Source organism: Kouleothrix sp. 19917 (genome assembly GCF_057073505.1).
The window spans coordinates 878,439-896,124 of the sequence record NZ_CP097099.1; the positions used below are offsets into that span (position 1 = coordinate 878,439).

Annotated in this window: 17 protein-coding genes; 8 read left to right on the top strand and 9 right to left on the bottom strand. The window is 61.3% G+C overall.

Annotated features, from left to right (window positions below; translation table 11 throughout):
* Positions 1–357: 357 nt before the first annotated feature.
* From M1P90_RS03515 to M1P90_RS03530, 4 genes are all read right to left on the bottom strand, one after another.
* Positions 358–609: a hypothetical protein gene (locus M1P90_RS03515; protein ID WP_483701274.1), complete on the bottom strand. Its 252-nt coding sequence runs from the start codon at positions 607–609 to the stop codon at positions 358–360.
* Positions 606–899 carry a type II toxin-antitoxin system RelE family toxin gene (locus tag M1P90_RS03520; protein WP_483701275.1) on the bottom strand — a complete coding sequence of 98 codons (294 nt, stop codon included), beginning with the start codon at positions 897–899 and terminating at the stop codon, positions 606–608. The genes M1P90_RS03515 and M1P90_RS03520 overlap by 4 nt, the downstream gene beginning before the upstream one ends.
* Before the next feature lie 214 nt (positions 900–1,113).
* Positions 1,114–1,641 carry an IS630 family transposase gene (locus M1P90_RS03525; RefSeq protein ID WP_483701262.1) on the bottom strand — a complete coding sequence of 176 codons (528 nt, stop codon included), beginning with the start codon at positions 1,639–1,641 and terminating at the stop codon, positions 1,114–1,116.
* A gap of 7 nt (positions 1,642–1,648) precedes the next feature.
* Positions 1,649–2,176: a winged helix-turn-helix domain-containing protein gene (locus tag M1P90_RS03530; protein WP_483699014.1), complete on the bottom strand. Its 528-nt coding sequence runs from the start codon at positions 2,174–2,176 to the stop codon at positions 1,649–1,651.
* Positions 2,177–2,504: 328 nt separating this feature from the next.
* Here M1P90_RS03530 and M1P90_RS03535 point away from each other — a divergent pair, with 328 nt between their 5' ends.
* From M1P90_RS03535 to M1P90_RS03550, 4 genes are read left to right on the top strand one after another with little or no spacing between them, the layout of a single operon-like run.
* Positions 2,505–2,876, top strand: coding sequence for a hypothetical protein (locus M1P90_RS03535; protein ID WP_483701276.1), 372 nt, complete (start codon positions 2,505–2,507; stop codon positions 2,874–2,876).
* Positions 2,877–2,899: 23 nt separating this feature from the next.
* A complete protein-coding gene (locus tag M1P90_RS03540) occupies positions 2,900–3,112 on the top strand; it encodes a GDCCVxC domain-containing (seleno)protein (protein ID WP_483701277.1) in 213 nt (70 codons plus the stop codon).
* Between the two features lie 22 nt (positions 3,113–3,134).
* The gene (locus M1P90_RS03545; protein WP_483701278.1) at positions 3,135–3,443 is read left to right on the top strand and encodes a hypothetical protein; all 309 of its coding nucleotides are present in this window, start codon (positions 3,135–3,137) and stop codon (positions 3,441–3,443) included.
* 2 nt (positions 3,444–3,445) lie between these two features.
* Positions 3,446–3,796: a DUF5655 domain-containing protein gene (locus tag M1P90_RS03550; protein ID WP_483701279.1), complete on the top strand. Its 351-nt coding sequence runs from the start codon at positions 3,446–3,448 to the stop codon at positions 3,794–3,796.
* Between the two features lie 441 nt (positions 3,797–4,237).
* Here the strand turns inward: M1P90_RS03550 and M1P90_RS03555 are convergent, their stop codons facing one another.
* From M1P90_RS03555 to M1P90_RS03565, 3 genes are all read right to left on the bottom strand, one after another.
* The gene (locus M1P90_RS03555) at positions 4,238–4,660 is read right to left on the bottom strand and encodes a hypothetical protein (RefSeq protein ID WP_483701280.1); all 423 of its coding nucleotides are present in this window, start codon (positions 4,658–4,660) and stop codon (positions 4,238–4,240) included.
* Between the two features lie 77 nt (positions 4,661–4,737).
* A complete protein-coding gene (locus tag M1P90_RS03560) occupies positions 4,738–4,917 on the bottom strand; it encodes a hypothetical protein (protein WP_483701281.1) in 180 nt (59 codons plus the stop codon).
* 34 nt (positions 4,918–4,951) lie between these two features.
* Positions 4,952–9,133: a pullulanase X25 domain-containing protein gene (locus M1P90_RS03565; RefSeq protein ID WP_483701282.1), complete on the bottom strand. Its 4,182-nt coding sequence runs from the start codon at positions 9,131–9,133 to the stop codon at positions 4,952–4,954.
* Positions 9,134–9,681: 548 nt separating this feature from the next.
* Between M1P90_RS03565 and M1P90_RS03570 the strand changes: the two genes are divergently transcribed.
* On the top strand, positions 9,682–10,284 hold the full coding sequence (locus M1P90_RS03570) for a trimeric intracellular cation channel family protein (RefSeq protein ID WP_483701283.1): 603 nt from the start codon (positions 9,682–9,684) through the stop codon (positions 10,282–10,284).
* A 99-nt stretch (positions 10,285–10,383) separates the two neighbouring features.
* On the opposite strand, the gene M1P90_RS03575 is transcribed toward M1P90_RS03570, so the two are convergent.
* Positions 10,384–11,403: a nucleoside hydrolase gene (locus M1P90_RS03575; protein WP_483701284.1), complete on the bottom strand. Its 1,020-nt coding sequence runs from the start codon at positions 11,401–11,403 to the stop codon at positions 10,384–10,386.
* Between the two features lie 180 nt (positions 11,404–11,583).
* Between M1P90_RS03575 and M1P90_RS03580 the strand changes: the two genes are divergently transcribed.
* The 3 genes from M1P90_RS03580 (at position 11,584) to M1P90_RS03590 (ending at position 16,291) form a co-directional block, all read left to right on the top strand.
* Complete coding sequence (locus M1P90_RS03580; protein ID WP_483701285.1) at positions 11,584–12,090, top strand: ribonuclease H-like domain-containing protein; 507 nt, start codon at positions 11,584–11,586, stop codon at positions 12,088–12,090.
* A gap of 105 nt (positions 12,091–12,195) precedes the next feature.
* Positions 12,196–13,962 carry a Stk1 family PASTA domain-containing Ser/Thr kinase gene (gene pknB / locus M1P90_RS03585; RefSeq protein WP_483701286.1) on the top strand — a complete coding sequence of 589 codons (1,767 nt, stop codon included), beginning with the start codon at positions 12,196–12,198 and terminating at the stop codon, positions 13,960–13,962.
* A 163-nt stretch (positions 13,963–14,125) separates the two neighbouring features.
* Positions 14,126–16,291, top strand: coding sequence for a Tex family protein (locus tag M1P90_RS03590; RefSeq protein WP_483701287.1), 2,166 nt, complete (start codon positions 14,126–14,128; stop codon positions 16,289–16,291).
* On the opposite strand, the gene M1P90_RS03595 is transcribed toward M1P90_RS03590, so the two are convergent.
* Entirely contained in the window at positions 16,288–17,649 is a 1,362-nt protein-coding gene (locus M1P90_RS03595) for an ATP-binding protein (RefSeq protein WP_483701288.1), read from the bottom strand. The genes M1P90_RS03590 and M1P90_RS03595 overlap by 4 nt on opposite strands.
* Between the last annotated feature and the right edge of the window lie 37 nt (positions 17,650–17,686).

Sequence of the window (17,686 nt, forward strand, 5' to 3'; positions counted from 1 at the left end):
GTTACAGCTTAGAAGGTTGCAGGTTCGCAGGTTTGCAGGTTTGCAAGTTGCAGGTTGCTGCTATGATGCCAGGGGCAGAAACATAGCATCCTGAGTAGGCCGAAGGCCGTATCAAAGCGAAGTTCTGAGCTTGCCGAAGAGGGTGCAGGCAATAAGCGATAAGGCACTGAGCGTATGGAAGCGCTCGGTGCCATCTATATTTGCGGCGGCGCTTGGTGCCTTGAATAGCAGTGCAAAGCTTCCAGGAAGTTGAGCAGGCACTCACTTGAAGTGGCAGCTACCCAAGCTTCCAAAACGCTGGCGACGCTGTTGCAACGAATGGCAGTGCGAAGCTTCCAGGAAGCTGGCGACGCTGGCCTATTCGGCGATGCCCAACCGACGCTTGACCTCGTCAATAGGTACGGTTTGTGTTTGCCGGGCGCGTTCGTCGAGAAGCGCCATCAACTTTTCGTTCTGGCGTGTCTGGGCAATCTCGACATCAAAGTCATCAACTACGCTTAATAAGAACTCACGGCCATCGGCGAGGCGAACGACTACATCTTCCTCATTCGCCTGCTCGAACAGTGCAGTGAGCTCGGTTGTGGGATTCGCTATATTCACGGTTTTCATAGATCATACTCCTCGCCGTGGATAAACAATGTGTTCCCTTGTTTGTATCCAATTGCTATGATCTTCACCACCGAACGATCAAGATCGACATCATAGAATATACGAAACGGAATGATGCGTAACTCCCATTCGGCAAGCATATTCGGGCGTAGTTTCTTTCTGTTTCGTGTGGTCGCAATCGGTTGATGCGAAAGTTGCTCTTGTACCGTTGCGATGATGTGTCGGCGATCAAATGCGCGTAACTGCTCGACGTCTTCAATTGCCTCAGGAGTGAATTCGATTTGAAACATTGGCACAATCCCGCTGCAATGAAGTCTGCATCCGATTGAAATTATATCATACGGTTGCGGCGCTTCTGTCCCTGTTCATCAGCATCTTCACCCAGGGCACGCTGCTCAGGATGTCGTCCTTGTAGGTCTCGAAGCAGGCCGCACAGTAGTAGGCCGGCACGCCGCCGATAGTCCGATGGATAGGTCGCTCGTCATACCAAATACGGGTGAACACTTATGGTATGGTCGGTTTGGGCCACCAGTGAAAGAGGGTGTGCGTGCGAATGATCTCCGGCTGCTCACGCAAGCGACGGCAGCGTTCTGTTTGTGCCTCAATCAAGGCGTCCAAATCACTGAAATGCTCATTCACCAGCGCTTCGTCGCTCAATGTCCACAACCGTTCGGCCGGCTGCACCTCCGGCGAATACGGCGGCTGAAACACTCCATGCACGCCTTGCGGTACTACCACCTTACTGCTACTGTGCCAGCCGGCTTGATCGATCACCAGCACAATCTGTTTGCTCGGACCAGCCCCGACTGCAGCGGCAAACTCGGCCAGCACCAGCGTCCACACTGCCACCGCGACCCGTGGCAGCAGCAGCCAGAAACTCTCGCCCCGTTGCGGACAGACAAACCCATACAGGTAGGTCCATTTGTAACGCGGCTGAACCGTCACAAGTGGCCGCTGCCCTTTCTTGCACCAGACCCGCCGCAGGATCGGTTTGAGGCCGATGCGATGTTCATCCTCGCCCCAGACCTCCACGCTGGCGTCAGGATGCTCGGCTTGGATCTGGGCGACGGCTTGCGGAAGCGTTTTTTTTAAACTGCTCTTGCGCCTCAGTATCGGCCTTGATATGGCGCGGACGCGGGACATAGGAGCGATAACCAAGCTGCTGCAAGACTTCCCAGCCGCGTGGCGCGTGTACCTTTCGAGCGAGCTTGCTGCTCATCCAGTCGGCGACTTTCGGGCCAGTCCACACGCCACCATCGGGGGCAGGACCTTCGAGGGCTTTGTCGAGTTCGGCACGCAGGGCGGGCGAGAGCAGCGGAGCCTGGCCAGGGTTGTGATGACGGCGGTCGCCGACGTGGTCAGGACCATCGGCGTTGTAGCGGCGGACAATCGCGTACAACCAGGTCAGCGAGTAACCACAGACCTGTGCGATTTCGGTAGGGGAACGGCCTTGGCTCAGCAACCAGAGCATCTGCCAATGACTGCGAGCGACAGGATCGGCGGCCTGGCGATAGCGCTGCCCGAGTTCCTCAACCGTCAGATGTTCAGCCAGTTTCAGTCGTCTCATGCTGTAAGTATACACCCGTATTTGGTATCACAGATGCAGCAGATGTTGCCGTCTTCCAGTAGGGCCACGCCGACCTCCTTCGCACACACAAAAAGGCCGCCCCGTTTGGAGCGACCCTCACAGAAGATATTCGGTTTTCTCAGACACGAAAAGACCGCCTTCTGTAGGGCGGCCTCTCGGTGTCTATCTTTAGTATAGCGCCTTTACCAGTAGGTTTCGGGACACTCACTTTGTTATATTTCCTGCTCACACAACTAGCAGTTGTATCGCACTTCCAAACGTGGTACTCTACTGGAAGAAGCACTCCGAACACTCAGTCGAGGACGTTATGCCAGCAGCTTTCAATTACATCGATGCAGTGAATTACGTATGTCGAGAAAAGTCTGCCGCATATGCTTTCATACCAACGGGGCGCGGTACAGCGATCGTCGGAGGCGCAATCTATATTATCGCGTACAACGAATTTCATAATATCGACCCCAACGAATACCCTAAATATAATGTCTATTATATGGGTGGCTTATTCCATTCTTCCAGCGGTGAGGAGGAGACGTATCTTCCTGAAGATGTACCGGAAGCAGCACAGCAGGTAACATACAAGCCCACCAAATTTGACACAGGTTATATAGACTACGAGATACAGATAGCCCTCAAACTCTTAGAAGGCAAGACCCTAGAGGAAGCACTCAGCGAAGAATAGCTGTAATACCGCAGGAAGACAATATGGAACTACTATCTACTATCCACTGTCCGCAGTGTGGCTTCAAAAAGGAAGAGATGATGCCAACGAACGCCTGCCAAGTGGTCTATGTCTGCGCGAACTGTGGCACTACGCTGCGCCCGCTGCCCGACGACTGCTGTGTGTTTTGTTCATATGGGAGCAATAAGTGCCCGCCAATTCAGGAACAAGAAGCGCAAGCATTTGGCGCGCCCTAAGCAACAAGAAGCAGGAGGGTTTATGCCAAAGCCGATGCTAGGTCTCCTCTGCGGTCTGCTGTTCGGGGCCGTCTCTGTTGCTACTATGATACCCTTGCCGTTTGATGACAAGCGAGCCGCAATGCTTGGGGCGTTTATCAATCGGTTTGCCATCGGCGTTGTCATAGGGGTGGCGGTTCTGCCGTTTCCCGGATGGCTGATAGGTCTACTCTTTGGTCTGCTCCTAAGTCTTCCTGATGCCATCATTACAAAAGCCTATGCGCCTATTATTGGGCTTGGTACGATTGGCGGACTGATAATCGGGTTCGTCGTTGGAAGTTGGGGGAGCTAGTGATGACTGAGACAACACAATCCGTAGATGCTCTTTTTGTGGGTAAGGATGCGGTGGTTCCCGCTATCTATCATCGGCTGATCGAAGTCCTGCACGCACTTGGGCCATTTCGGGAGGAGCCGAAGAAAACATCTATCCATCTCGTCCACACATCGGGCTTTGCAGGTATTCATCCACGCAAGAGCTTTCTATATCTCAACTTGCGAATGGATCGACCTTTGCAGGGCGAGCGAGTTGCAAAAAGCGAGCAGGTTTCTAAGAACCGCTATCACAACGAAGTTAAGGTTACCGCTCCTGACGATGTGGATGGTGAGCTTATCGAGTGGCTCAAAGAAGCATACGCACTTGGGTAATGCGCTGTGCAGCCGACTTCTCATAAGCCGTCAAAGTGTGATGCGGCGTGGCAATCGATGCTATACACTGCATCACAGTGGGGAATTACGAGGAGGTGAACTCTAACAACCTTGTGGAAGGAAGTAATCTACTTCCAGCCGCGCCCAACCCCCACCGACCCGCGCCACAGCGGTGCGCAGCGGCTGATGCGGTAGCTTCGGGTTGTTGCGGGTTAGAAGGTTGGCAGGTTCGCAGGTTTGCAAGTTGCAGGTTGCAGGTTGCTGCTATGATGCCAGAGGTGGAAACATAGCATCCTGAGTAGGCCGAAGGCCGTATCGAAGCGAAGTTCTGAGCTTGCCGAAGAGGGTGCAGGCAATAAGCGATAAGGCACTGAGCGTATGGAAGCGCTCAGTGCCTTGTGCTGGAAATTCTATTTTAGCGTTGCTTTGCCAGATTCTCCGTTATACATCTCTGCGAAATGTTCCATAATATAGCCGCCGCCGACCTTGCGCAGAAAAATCCGCTCGGCGCAGCCGTCGAGGAAAGGGAAGACGCAGGGGCAGCGTGCGCTCAAACCCTGCACGCTTGTGATCAAGCCCCACGAGCTTGTGTTCAAGCTCCGCACGCGAGTAATCAAACCCCGCGAGCTTGTGATCAACGCCCGCACGCGAGTGATCAAGCCCCGCGAGCTTGTGATCAACGTCCGCACGCGAGTGATCAAGCCTTCTGAGCTTGCAATCAAGCCCCGCGAGCTTGTGATCAACGCCCGCACGCGAGTGATCAAACCCCACGAGCTTGTGAGCAAAGCCCGTGAGCTTGCGATCAAGCCTTCTGAGCTTGCGAGCAAGCCTTCTGAGCTTGCGATCAAAGCCCGTTTGGCGCATCGGGTTGCGCGGGCGAAACCAAACGACCCACGGGCGTACTGCCGCGTGGGTCGTTTGCTTGTTGGCGAAGCGTGCCGCTACGGCGCGACTTCTTCCGCAGGCTCAAGCGGTTTCTTCGGCACAAAGCGCGACAGCAGAATGCCGAGCTCGTACAGCAGGTACATTGGCACCGCCAGCAACATCAGGTTATATGGGTCGCCAGTGGGCGTGATGACCGCCGCCGCAGCTGCCGCAGGGCGCGACGTTGCGCATCGCAAACCCCAAGCCCTAAACCCCTGCGCTGAAAGCGCATTAGTTGCCACAGGGCGCGACATTGCGCCAGTTCTCCACGGTGTCGCTGACGTTCTGCGTGCCATTGCTGCCGTAGCTCAGGGTGAGCTGGCGGTTGCCAATTTCGCCGCAGGTGCCGTCCTTTTCGACATAATCCCACGAGCTGAGCGCATACTTGTACTCGAGCTGGGTGGTTTCCTTGCCGGTAAAGGTGATCTTCCAGTGGGTCGCGTCCACGCGCGTGAGCTTCACCGCCGTTGGGTCCCACTGCGGGTAGCCGCCATCGAGCCGATCCAGGAAGCCGGCAATTGTGACATCGCGGGCGGCTGCATCGGTGGTGGCGGGCACGGTGACGGTGATGTTAAGCGTGATGGTGCGCAGCTGCGCGGTGGCGCTCACCTGGTTCGAGTTGCCCGAGCGGTTGAACGAGGTGTCGACGGCGCGCACGACGTAGTAGTAGGTTGTGCCTTCGGTCACGGTCGCGTCGGTGTACTCGGTGCCGCTGGTCGCCAGCGCGATGCGCGTGTATGGCCCGCCGCTGGTGCTGCTGCGCAGCACTTCGTAGCCATACACGGCAGCGTTGTCGGTAGAGGTGTTCCAGGCGAGCTGGATGCCTGCCGGCGAGGCCGACAGCGTGTGCAGGTTGCCCGGAGTCGATGGGGCGGTGGTGTCGCCGCTGGAGTTGACCGTCAGCTTGCCGGCCTGTGCTGCGCTGTAGCCGTTGCCAATGCCATCCAGATCGGCATATACCCAATCCTTGCCGCCGTTGGTGCTGTAGCGGTAGGCGTAGTCGTAGCTGCCGGCCTGCTCGGGCTGCAAGCTTGCCACGAACTCGTCGTTGTTGCCGGCATCGCCATTAAAGCCCGCGTCGAGCCACTGCCACGCGCTGTTGCCTGCCGGGTTGCTGCCGCTCGGGCCGTAGCCAAGCTGCGCCATCAGGCTGGGCGTTGCGCCGGGCTGGTTGGTCGCGCCCGCGATGTACACCTGCCCGTAAACATTGTCGGTGCGGGTGGCGGTGTTGAGCGTGTAGCTCAGCGTGGGCGGCCACTGCAGGTTGGCCCAGTCAATCGTCAGGTGGGGCAGGCCAAGCACCTCATTCGAGGCGGCGCTTTCGTTACCCGCGCCGTCGATAGCCTTCACAACGTAGAAGTAGCTGCGCGCGTTTTCCAGCCCGCTGTCGGTGAAGGTGGTGCCGCTGAGCAGGCTGCCGTTGACCTTCACATAGCCGCCGCCCGTCACCACACTGCGGTAGACGTTGTAGCCGCTTGCGCCGCTGACGGCGTTCCACGACAGCGCGACCGTGCCATTGCCTTCGCTGGTGACCCTGAGCTTGGCGGGCGCGGCGGTTGGGTTCAGGTCGGTGCTGCCGGTGGCGAGCAGCAGCCCGCTGAGCGGCTGGAGCACAACCTGCAGCGCGCCACTGGCGACGGTGATGGTTGTGCCGGTGCTGTTGCCCACGCCATAGAGCGCCTTGAAGACCACGCCGTTCGGGATATAGCCCGCCAGCGGAATGCTGAGCGTGCGCGCCTGCGTGCTGCGGTTCAGCGCCACAATCGCGCCCTGCGCAGTGGTCTTGCGGCCATAGGCAACCGTGTCAGCGGTGTCGTCGGCCAGCAGCACGCGGAAGTCGCCCGCCGTCAGCGCGGCGTTTTGCTTGCGCACCTTGGCCAGGCTCTGGTAGTGCGCGAACATGGCCGTGTCGGGGTTGCCGCCCAGGTCGGCCCACGGGTAGGTGCGGCGGTCGTCGGGGTCGTCGTCGCCGGTCATGCCAACTTCGTCGCCGTAGTAGACGGTTGGCGCGCCGGGCACGGTGAACTGGATGAGCGCGGCCAGGCGCTGGCGCAGCTTGCCAGCGGCGACGTTGGTGGCGTCCTGCTCGCGGGCGGCCTGCGTCTCGGCACCGGGCGTGAGCGTCCAGCGCAGGCGCTCGGTGTCGTGCGAGTCGAGCAGGTTCATCAGCGAGAAGAAGCTGGCGTCGCTGTAATCCTCGCGGATGGCGGCCAGGCGCGCGGCGAACTCGGACGGCTTGATAATGCGCCCGCTATCGCCAAAGCCCTTGGAGTCGAAGCTGCCCGGCGTCAGCAAGCCAATCACGGCGTCGCGCAGGCGGTAGTTCATGGTGCTGTCGGCGCGGTCGCCGCGCAGGAAGCGCAGCAGGGTGCTGTCTTTCTGCCACAGCTCGCCAATGATCAGCGCGTTCGGGTCGGTGTTTTTCACGGCGGTGCGGAACGTTTCCCAGTAGCCGTTCGGGAACGAGGCATCGCCCATCACGTCGAGCCGCCAGCCTTCCGCGCCGGCCTTCAGCCAGTGCTTGGTCACGCTGTCGGTGCTGGTCAGGAAGTAGTTCTGCACGTCGGCGTTGGTTTTCGTCAGCACCGGGATGCTGTCGAAGCCGAACCAGCCATCGTAGGTGGCCGAATTCGCGCCCGCGCTGCCAACGCATGTGCCTGTGCCGGCCGCTACATCGTGGAAGGTGAACCAGCTACGGTACGGCGAACTGAGCGACTCACATGCGCCAACCGTGCTGTAGTGGTGGTAGCGGTCGAAGAAGGGGCTGTCGGACGACATGTGGTTGTACACGCCGTCGAGCACGATCCGAATGCCAAGCTGGTCGGCGTGCTTGTTCAGGTTCTCCCAGTCTTTCTGCGTGCCGAAGTAGGGGTCGATCTTGAAGTAGTCCTGGGTGTCATAGCCATGGTTCGAGCCGGCGTCGAAGATCGGGTTGAAGTAGAGCGTGTTGACGCCCAGCGACTTCAGGTAGTCGAGTTTCTGATCGACGCCTTTGAGGTCGCCGCCCATGTAGTCGCGGCCGCGCGGCGTTTCTTTCTGCCCCACGCCCCAGGCCGGCGGGTCGCCAAAGCGCCACGGGCAGGTGGCCGTGGTTGCGTCGGCGTAGTTGCGGCAGTAGCCTTCTGGCAGCGTGCCCCACGGCAGCTTGATCACCGGGTCGTCGTAGCGCACATCGCCGGTTTTGGGGTCGTTATTGCTGCGGCCGTTGCGGAAGCGGTCGGGGAAGATCTGGTAGATCACTGCGTCTTTGGCCCAGCTTGGCGCCTGGAAGCCCGGCTTGTACACCATCAGCGCCCAGCTCTGGTCGATCGGGTCGCCGGTGGTCGCCCCCAGCCCGCCGTCGAGCGCGCTGGTGTTGTCGGCGTAGTAGGCGTTTTTGGTGCCGTCGGTGACGATAAAGCGGTACCAGTAGTTATTGGGCGTGCTGTTGGGCAGCGTGGCCGCCCAGAAGTCGCAGCGTTCGGCTTCCAGGCCGGCCTGCGCGCAGGGCACGTTGCTGGCGGCAATGCTCATTGGCACAATGCTCTGGCCGCCCGCATTCAGATCGTATACGCGCAGTTTCACGCTTGTGACGTCGCTGTGGAAGGTGCGGAAGCGCAGCGTGACGGGCGTGCCAGCCGGAACCGCGCCGCCCGGCGTGCGATACAGCGTGTCGCGCGAGTCGTGGCGCAGGCCATCCCACTCGACATTATTGTCGGCGGCGTGGCCGGCCAGGATGCTCAGCACGTGCGAAGAGGCGTTGTAGCTGAATGACACTTTGGCGTTGTTGGTGGGCACGGTGAAGGCGATATTCGCACCACCGGGCACGCCGCCCTGGCCGTAGTTCACGTCCCAGTTTTCGTTCAGCGCCACCTTGCCCTCGTAGGAGCCGGCTGGCAGCGCGGTTGTTTCATAGGTGTAGGTGCCATCGCCATCGACATCTTGCAGCCACGAGCGCAGGCAGTCGGGCTGCCAGTCGCCGGGGCAGCCAAGCTTGCTCTGAAAATCGCCCACAGCCACGGCAATCACCGAGGTTGTATTGTCGGTGACCCAGTGGGTTTTATTGTCGTAGTAGAACTTGACGGAGGTGCTGCCGCCGAGGTTGAGCAGGATGTTGTCTGAGCCGGCGTGCAGGCCATAGCTTTCCGTCCACGCATTGTCGAGCGCAGCCTTGTACTGCCAATTGCCGGCCGGCACTGTCCATGTGCCCTGCCAGACATCGTCTGCCGCGTCGTTGGCCATGTGGGTCGCTGCGCAGTCGGCCTGCCAGTCGCCCGGGCAGCCCAGCTCATTTTGCAGGTCGCCGGCGATCGTGACGCTGCTGGGGCCGGCGGCGAGCGCCACCGGGACGCGGATGGGAAGTGCCAGCGCGCCAAGCAGGAGGCCGGCAAGCGCCAGCAGGTTGAACCAGCCGAGGTTCCGAGATCGGTACATACTTGCTCCTTCGCACGAAACCGATAATTGCCGCCGTCGGCAGCCAGACGCAACACTACGGGCGCGGGCCTGCGTGGCGCCGAGCGATTCCACAAACAAGAAAAAGGATGTCCGAAAGTATAGCATTCCGTCCTAAACCGGTCAAGAGCTTTTCGGCTCGCGCCGAGCGACGGATCGCATCAGGGCGCGTTCGAGCCATGCAAAGATGAATAAAGTGTAAAATTGCCGGGAATGAAGAACCGTATGGGGGTCTGGGGTCTGGGGATTAGGCTCAATACCATCAAATAAGGACGACAGGAACGTTCACCACAGAGACACAGAGGCACAGAGGGCTTTAGAATACTTTTGAACTTGGTGGCTTGGTGGTTATCTTAACGGTACTAGGTTTACAAACCTTCAAACTTGCGAACATTCCAACTTGCAACCCCCTCACCTGCAACGCTCTGCGTTCTTGGCGCTCTTTGCGGTTCATTCTTACGGCTGTCGGTCGTCCCATAACCTGCAACCCTGCAACTTGCGAACCGCAGGCGAACGAACAGGAAAAATCAATGCTGCAAGCGATCGAGATGTTGGGAATTGTGGTGTTTGCGCTTTCGGGGATTGCCGAGGCGCAGCGCAAACGCATGGATCTGGTGGGCTGCTACGCAGTAGCGTTTATGACGGCCTTTGGCGGCGGCACGCTGCGCGACCTGCTGCTCGACCGCACGCCGCTGTTCTGGGTCGAGCATCAGGAATACGCCATTCTGGTGCTGGTGCTCACCGTGCTGGCCCTGCTGTTCCCGGCCTTCACGCGCATCCCCGAGCGCTGGCTGGTGCTGCCCGACGCGCTGGGGCTGGGCTTGTTCAGCGTGGCGGGCGCGGCCTATGCGCAGGCGGCAGGAACATCGCTGTTTGTGGCGGCGATCATGGGCGTGATCACGGGTGTGTTTGGCGGGGTGATTCGCGACGTGGTGTGCAACGAGATCCCATACGTGTTTCGCAACACGCACTGGTATGCGACATGCGCCTTCCTGGGCTGTCTGCTCTACCTGGTACTGGATGCGGCTGGCGTGTCGGCGGCGATTGCGCTGCCACTCGCGGTTGCGGGCATCACGCTGCTGCGCCTGGCGGCGCTGCGCTACAATTTCCGCTTGCCGGGCGGGGAGATTTGAGCTTGCCAACCAAGCCACAGAGCACACAGAGGGCACGGAGTTTGGTTACTTCCTCCGTGCCCTCTGTGTGCTCTGTAGCTAAACGCGTGAGCGAGAAAACTACGCGCCACGCGCCAGCGCGATCATGCGCTCGACGAACATCGCGATAAAGCGCTCGCTGTCGAACTCGGTGACGGCGCGCACATTTGGCGTGCTGCGCACCTTCGAGCCCCAGCGCATCGGCCACTGCGCCCGGTCGAAGCCAAGCTGGTCGTGCTCGTCGGGCTCGCGCTGGCTGTCGCCCACGTAGGAAATCACCGTCTTGCCGGCCGTCAGCTCGCTGCTGTACTCAATTGCGACGTGCATGGGCGTGGTGCGCGCCAGGTCGGGCATGAAGGCCAGCGCCAGCGCCACCGGGTCGTTGATCGAGCAGCCCGAGAAGCCAAAGCACAGCTCGTGAAACTCGATATAGAAGCGCGTGGCGTCGGCAATAAAGCGCGTGATTGGCGACGAAACTTCGAGCATGCGGTCGATGTCGGCCTGCACCAGCATCACGTCTTTCGAAATGTCCCAGGGCAAGAGCGTGATCGGCATGCCACTTTCGAGCACAATATGCGCAGCGTGCGGGTCGACATAAAAATTGAACTCGGCCAGCGAGGTGGTGTTGCCGTCGGCGCGCAGCGCCCCGCCCATAATAATCACTTCGCGCACATTTTCGACAATGCGCGGCTCTTTGCGAATCGCCACCGCCACATTCGTCAGCGGCGCAACCGCCACCAGCGTTGTTTCGCCCGGGCGCGCCATGATTTCGCGAATAATGAAATCGACGGCGTGCTCATCGACCGGGCCGACCGGCGAGGCTGGCAGGCGCGCATAGCCCAGGCCCGTGTCGCCGTGCGTTTCGGGCGCAGTGAAGGCCGGGCGGATCAGCGGCAGCGCAATGCCGGCGTGCACCGGCATGTCGGTGCGGTTGGCAGTCGCCAGCACATTCAGCGCGTTGCGCACGCCGTCGGCCAGCGCGCAGTTGCCGCCCGTCACCCCCACCCCAGCCAGGTCGATCTCAGGCGACGCAAGCGCCAGCAAGATCGCCAGCGAGTCGTCGATCCCTGGGTCGGTATCCATCACAACACGTTGCGGCATACAATCCTGTTTCTTCCCGTGCGCAGAATGCATAGAGTGGCGATTATACCACGCTTTGTCGTTCGGGCCTGCTGCGCGCGCCGCGCTTGCCAATGCCACAGCCATATGCCATAATGACACGGTTTCGCGCCGGCAGCGAGTGAGCGCCTGCATGCGCGGGCCGTACCAGAAAGCAGGCCGATGCGCGCATACCTCGATATCGAGACGACCTTCAGCAACACGATCAGCGTTATTGGGATCTACCGGCCCGACTGGGGCACCATCCAGCTCGTTGGCGCGGGCGTAAACGACCTTGCGCTGTATGCGGCGCTGGAAGGCGCGCAGACGCTGGTGACCTTCAATGGCGGCTCGTTCGACCTGCCCTATATTCGCAAAACGCTGTATGCCGACCTGAAGCGCGAATACGAGCACTGCGACCTGATGCATGTCTGCCGGCGCCATGGCCTGCGCGGCGGCCTGAAAAAGATCGAAGAGCGCCTGGGCATTGGCCGTGCCACGGCCGGCATCACCGGCTGGGATGCGCCGCGCCTGTGGAACCGCTACGAGACCTATGGCGACAAGGGCGCGCTGCACACCTTGCTCGACTACAATCGCGAAGATGTGGTCAACCTGGCCGTGCTGGAACACCACCTGGGCATTTCCGAGCCAACGCCGGCCTGCGAGCTGGTGCGTCATGTATTCGCCTAACGTCGTTACAGGTTGGCAGGTTGCATGTTTCAGGTTTTCGATGAGCGCGGCTTTCGGTAACTTGCAACCTTCTCACTTGCTAACCTGCCAACAGTGATCAATAGAATGCAACAAAAAGTTCTCAACAATCGCTATGAGCTAGAGCAGAAACTTGGCGAAGGCGGCATGGCGCGCGTGTACCGCGGGCGCGACTTGCGGCTGAATCGCCCGGTGGCGATCAAGGTGCTGCATAGCCACTATGCCTCCGATACCGGCTTTTTGCAGCGCTTCCATCACGAAGCCCAGGCGGTCGCGAACCTGCGCCACAGCAACATCGTCGATGTGTACGACGTTGGGCAGGATGGCGATATCCATTATATTGTGATGGAATACGTGCCTGGCAGCGACCTCAAGGCGCTGATTTTGCGCGAAGCCCCGCTCGCGGTTGATCGCGCAGTGTCGATTGCCGAAGGCGTGGCGAATGGCCTGGAAGCCGCGCATCGCCTGGGCATGATCCATCGCGACATCAAGCCACAAAATATTATTGTGAGCGATAATGGCGCGGTCAAGATCACCGATTTCGGCATTGCAAAGAGCAAAATGTCTACAGCAATGACGGAAACGGGCGTGACCTTCGGCACCGCCGACTATATTTCGCCCGAGCAGGCCCGTGGTCTGCCCGCCACCCCGCAGTCCGACATTTACTCGCTGGGCATCACCCTTTACGAGATGCTGACCGGGCGGCTGCCCTTTACCGGCGACAACGCGATTGCTGTGGCGATGCAGCACGTCAGCACCGAGCCGCCGCGGCCGCGCATGTACAACCCGCGCATTCCGCCGCAGCTGGAAGGCATTGTGCTGCGCGCGCTGAGCAAAGACCCGGCCGACCGCCCGGCCTCGGCGCGCGACTTTGCCCGCATGCTCGCCAACTACCTCGCCGTCGGCAACGAAGACACGGTTATTCGCCCGGTTGCGCCGCGCCCGGTGCAGCCGCAGCCTGCGCCGCAGCCGCGCCCAATCAGCAATACGACCGTGCCGCGTCAGACGCTCCCGCCCCCGCGCCCGGCGGTGGCAACGCAGCGCCCCGACACCAGCGGCGGCGGTTTTGGCGGCTTTCTGCTGGGCTTGCTGCTGCTTGGCGGCGTGCTCGGCCTGGTCTACCTGTTTGCAATTGGCGCATTCGATGGCTTGTTTTCGCTTGCCAGCGGCGTGAACCGCCCACCCGCCGCCGCAACTGCCACGCCCGAAACGCCCACTGCCCTGGTGCCCGAGGTGCCGGTGCCTGACCTGGTGGGCAAAACCGAGGCCGAAGCGCGCGCGCAATTGCAGGCGCAGGGCCTGGGCGTGTTTGTGGCCGAGCCGCGCAACAGCGATGTGATCACCGCCGGGATGGTGATGGAGCAGTTCCCGCCCGCGCAGGTGCCAGTGGCGCAGGCCGCTTCCAGCATTGTCACGCTCACGCTGAGCCTCGGCCCTGAGCTGGTGCTTGTGCCCGACGTGCAGCGCACGCGCGCCTCCGACGCGCAGAACCTGCTGGCGGCAGCGGGCTTTCAGGTGCAGGTGCAGCAGGAAGCCAGCACGATCAGCGAGGGCTTTGTGATCCGCCAGGACCCGGTGAATGTGAAGCTGCCGCGCGGCCAGACCATCACGATTGTCGTGAGCATTGGCAACAAGGTGGCGGTACCCGAGATCACTGGCATGAACGAGGCCGAAGCGCGCGCAGCAATTCAGGCGGCTGGCCTGTTTGTGTCGTTTGTGGATGTGCAGGGCTGCGACAAGCTGGGCGACCTGTGTAACCAGTTTGGCCCGGGTACAATTGTCAGCTCCGTACCGCGCCCCGGCACGCTGGTCGAGCGCGGCTCGGGCGTCACGCTGGGCCAGCGCGCGCCGTAGACGCCGACGCAGTAGGCAGCGGGCAGGAACCTGCGAACCTGTAACCTGCAACTTTCAAACATTCAACCTGAAAACCCTTTGCGTCCTTCGCGCCCTTTGCGGTTGTGTATATCGCCCGCCGCTCGCCCCATCGTCAATCGCACATCGCACATAGACGGAGCCTATGACACTCACAACACAGCCAATCGAGCCGCGCCTGGCCCGCGAGCTTAACCTGGCGCTGAGCCAGGTCGAGCGCACCGTCGCGCTGCTCGACGAAGGCAACACCATTCCCTTCATCACGCGCTACCGCAAGGAAGTGACTGGCGGGCTGGATGAAGAGCAGTTGCGCAAATTGGCGGATCGCCTCGAATACCTGCGCAACCTCGAAGCGCGCCGCGCCGAAGTGTATGCCGCGCTGGAGCAGGGCGGGCACCTCACGCCTGAGCTGGAAGCGCAGCTCGCCGCCGCCGAGACGCTTCAGGCCGTCGAAGATATTTATCTGCCGTTTCGGCCCAAGCGCCGCACGCGCGCGCAGATTGCCCGCGAGCAGGGCTTGCAGCCGCTGGCGGAAGTGCTGCTTGCGCAAGACACGGGCGGCAAATCGCGCGATGATCTGGCGTTGGCGTTTGTCGACCCTGAAAAAGGCGTGGCCGACCTTGAGGCGGCCTATGCCGGCGCGCGCGATATTGTGGCCGAAACCGTGGCCGAAACCGCCGCCGTGCGCCAGGCCGTGCGCGAAGCAACGCGCAAAACCGGCGTGCTGCGCGTGGCGCGCAAAGACGAGGCCGCCGACGCCGAGGGCAAATATCAGCTCTACCACGAGTTTGGCGAAAACCTCGCCACGCTGCCGCCGCACCGCATCCTGGCAATCAATCGCGGCGAGCGCGAGGGCGCGCTGAAAGCGGAAGTGGAAGCCAACCACGCTGCGTTCGTCACGACCCTCCAGCGCCGCTACGCAAAGGCTGCTGGCTGGCTGGGCGACGAAGTGCGCGCCGCCGTGGCCGATGGCTACAAGCGCCTGCTTGCGCCCGCAATCGAGCGCGACCTGCGCGGCGAGCTGACCGAGCGCGCCGAGGCGCACGCGCTCACGATTTTCGCGGCCAACCTGCGCGGCCTGCTGCTCCAGCCGCCGCTGCGCGGGCGCGTGGTGATGGGCCTCGACCCGGGCTTCCGCACCGGCTGCAAGGTCGCCGTGGTCGACGCGACTGGCAAATATCTTGAGGGCGGCGTGGTCTACCTGCACCAGCCCGACCGCGCCAAAGACAGCCTGCTGAAAACCGCGCAGCGCTGGGGCGTGCAGATCATCGCGATTGGCAATGGCACCGCCTCGCGCGAAACCGAGGCGCTGGTAGCTGAAGTGATCAAGACCGCAGCATTCCCGCTCAAGTACGTCATGGTCAGCGAGGCTGGCGCGTCGGTGTACTCGGCGTCGGAAGCGGCGCGCGCGGAATTTCCCGATCTGGACGCCACGCAGCGCGGCAATGTCTCGATTGCGCGGCGCCTGCAAGACCCGCTGGCCGAGCTGGTGAAGATCGATCCGAAGGCGCTGGGTGTTGGCCTCTACCAGCACGACGTCGACCAGAAACGCCTGGGCGAACAGCTTGGCACGGTGGTCGAAAGCTGCGTAAACTTCGTCGGCGTCGATCTCAACACTGCCTCGGCCGCGCTGCTGGGCTATGTCGCGGGCCTGAACAGCAAAACCGCCAGGGCGATTGTGGCGCATCGCGACGAAAACGGCCCGTTTGGCGCGCGCAGGCAACTACTGAAAGTCAAGGGTCTTGGGCCCAAGGCCTTCGAGCAGTCGGCCGGCTTTTTGCGCATCCCCGAGGCCAGCGACCCGCTCGACAACACCGCCGTTCACCCGGAATCCTATGCGGCGGCGCGGGCGCTGCTGGCGCGCTATGGCGAAAAGAACACGCGCCTGCCCGAGGTGGCCGCGCGCGTGCGCAAGCTCTTTGCCGACAAGGAAAGCACGCCCGCGCAGCTTGCCGCCGACCTGAGCATTGGCGAGCCAACCCTGAACGACATGCTCGACGCCCTGGCCCGCCCTGGCCGCGACCCGCGCGACGACGCGCCGCCGCCGCTGCTGCGCGCCGATGTGCTGAAAATGGAAGACTTGCAGCCGGGCATGCAGCTGCGCGGCACGGTGCGCAATGTCGTCGATTTTGGCGCGTTTGTGGATATTGGCGTGAAGCAGGACGGCCTGGTGCACGTTTCCGAAATGGCCGACCGCTTTGTGCGCAACCCGCTCGATGTGGTGCAGGTCGGCGACATTGTGGACGTGCGTGTGCTGAGCATCGATCACGCACGTGGGCGGATTGGCCTGAGCATGAAGAAGGGTAGCTAGCCGCTGAGCGCGCTGAGCGGCGGCTCGTTTGGCAGCACAATCGTGAAGGTCGTTCCAACGCCAAGCTGGCTGGCTGCGCGAACCGTTCCGCCGTGCGCCTGCGCGGCAAGCTGGCAGAAATACAGGCCGAGCCCATTGCCGCGGCGCGTGCTGTCGGCGGCCTGGTAGAAGCGGTCGAAAATATGCTCGAGATCAGCAGGCGCGATACCTGGCCCGGTGTCGCGTACGCTGATCTCGATTTGTTTGCCCGATGGGGCTGGCGCAACGCCGATGATGATCGATTCACCGGGCGGCGTGAACTTGATCGCATTGCCAAGAATATTTTGCACGATCCGCGTCAGCACGCTGCCATCGCCCCACAGCGTGTGAACGCGCTGGTCGACTGTGACCGTCAGGTGGAGCTTGCCCTGGTCAATCAGCGGCATCAGCGGCTCGATTGCAGCATCGAGGATGGTGCTGGGTGTGTGTGTCTGCCAGTTCAGGTTGAACTGGCGGTTGGCGAGCTGATTCGTGTCGAGAATGAGCTGGATCAGTGTGCTCATATTCCTGACGCTGTTTTGCGCAATCTGCAAAATGTCCTGCGGCGTCGCGTCGGTCCAGTCGGTTTTGAATTGCAGGAGATTGAGCGCCAGGCCAAGCCCTTCCAGCGGCGAGCGCAGATCGTGCACTAGGCTGGTCGTCAGGTCGTCGCGCCAGCGCTGCTGGGTGGTAAGCGTGGTGGTGGTGGCGGTTAGCGAACGCTGGAGCTGCTCTTCAAAATGAATCATCTCGCGGGTGAATTGCGAGATGATCTCAGGCTTGGGCGAAGGCGGCGGGAAGCTGCGGCGCGCTTCCTGAAGCCTTGCAAGCCGCTCGGGCCGATACTGCCCAACCACCTGCTCCAGCCGGTCGAGCACTTTGTCGATCACCTCGGGCGCGAAGGTAAACATGGTGTCGAACTGGCGCAGTGCCTCGGTTTCCGCGCCGACATGCTGATCCTGCCCGCACAGCAGCACCGCAAACTCTTCCGACAGCAAGGCCAGAAACCACTCCTGGCGCAGCGGGTCGTCGCCCTGGAGTACCACATGCATCTCGCTGGCGCGGCTTTCGGGCGGCAATGTGCCGCCCGCGAAAATGCACACCTGCTGCGCCACTTCGGCCAGCGCGCGGTAGCGCTCGGTTTCTGCGCTCCAGTGCGATGATTCCTGAAAGCCAGTGAAGAGCAGCGCGGGGAGACGATTCTTCAGCACGAGGTCTTCGATCGTGTGCGAGACGTGGACGAGGGTTGTTTTGGTGCAGCGCAGGAGAGGCAGCTGCTGGCCAAACTGCTCGCGCAGCAGGCCAAAGAGCGAAAGTGGCAGGGGCGGGGCGCTACTCATAGGCGCTTATCGCTTTGCGCTAGACGGAGCCGTGCCC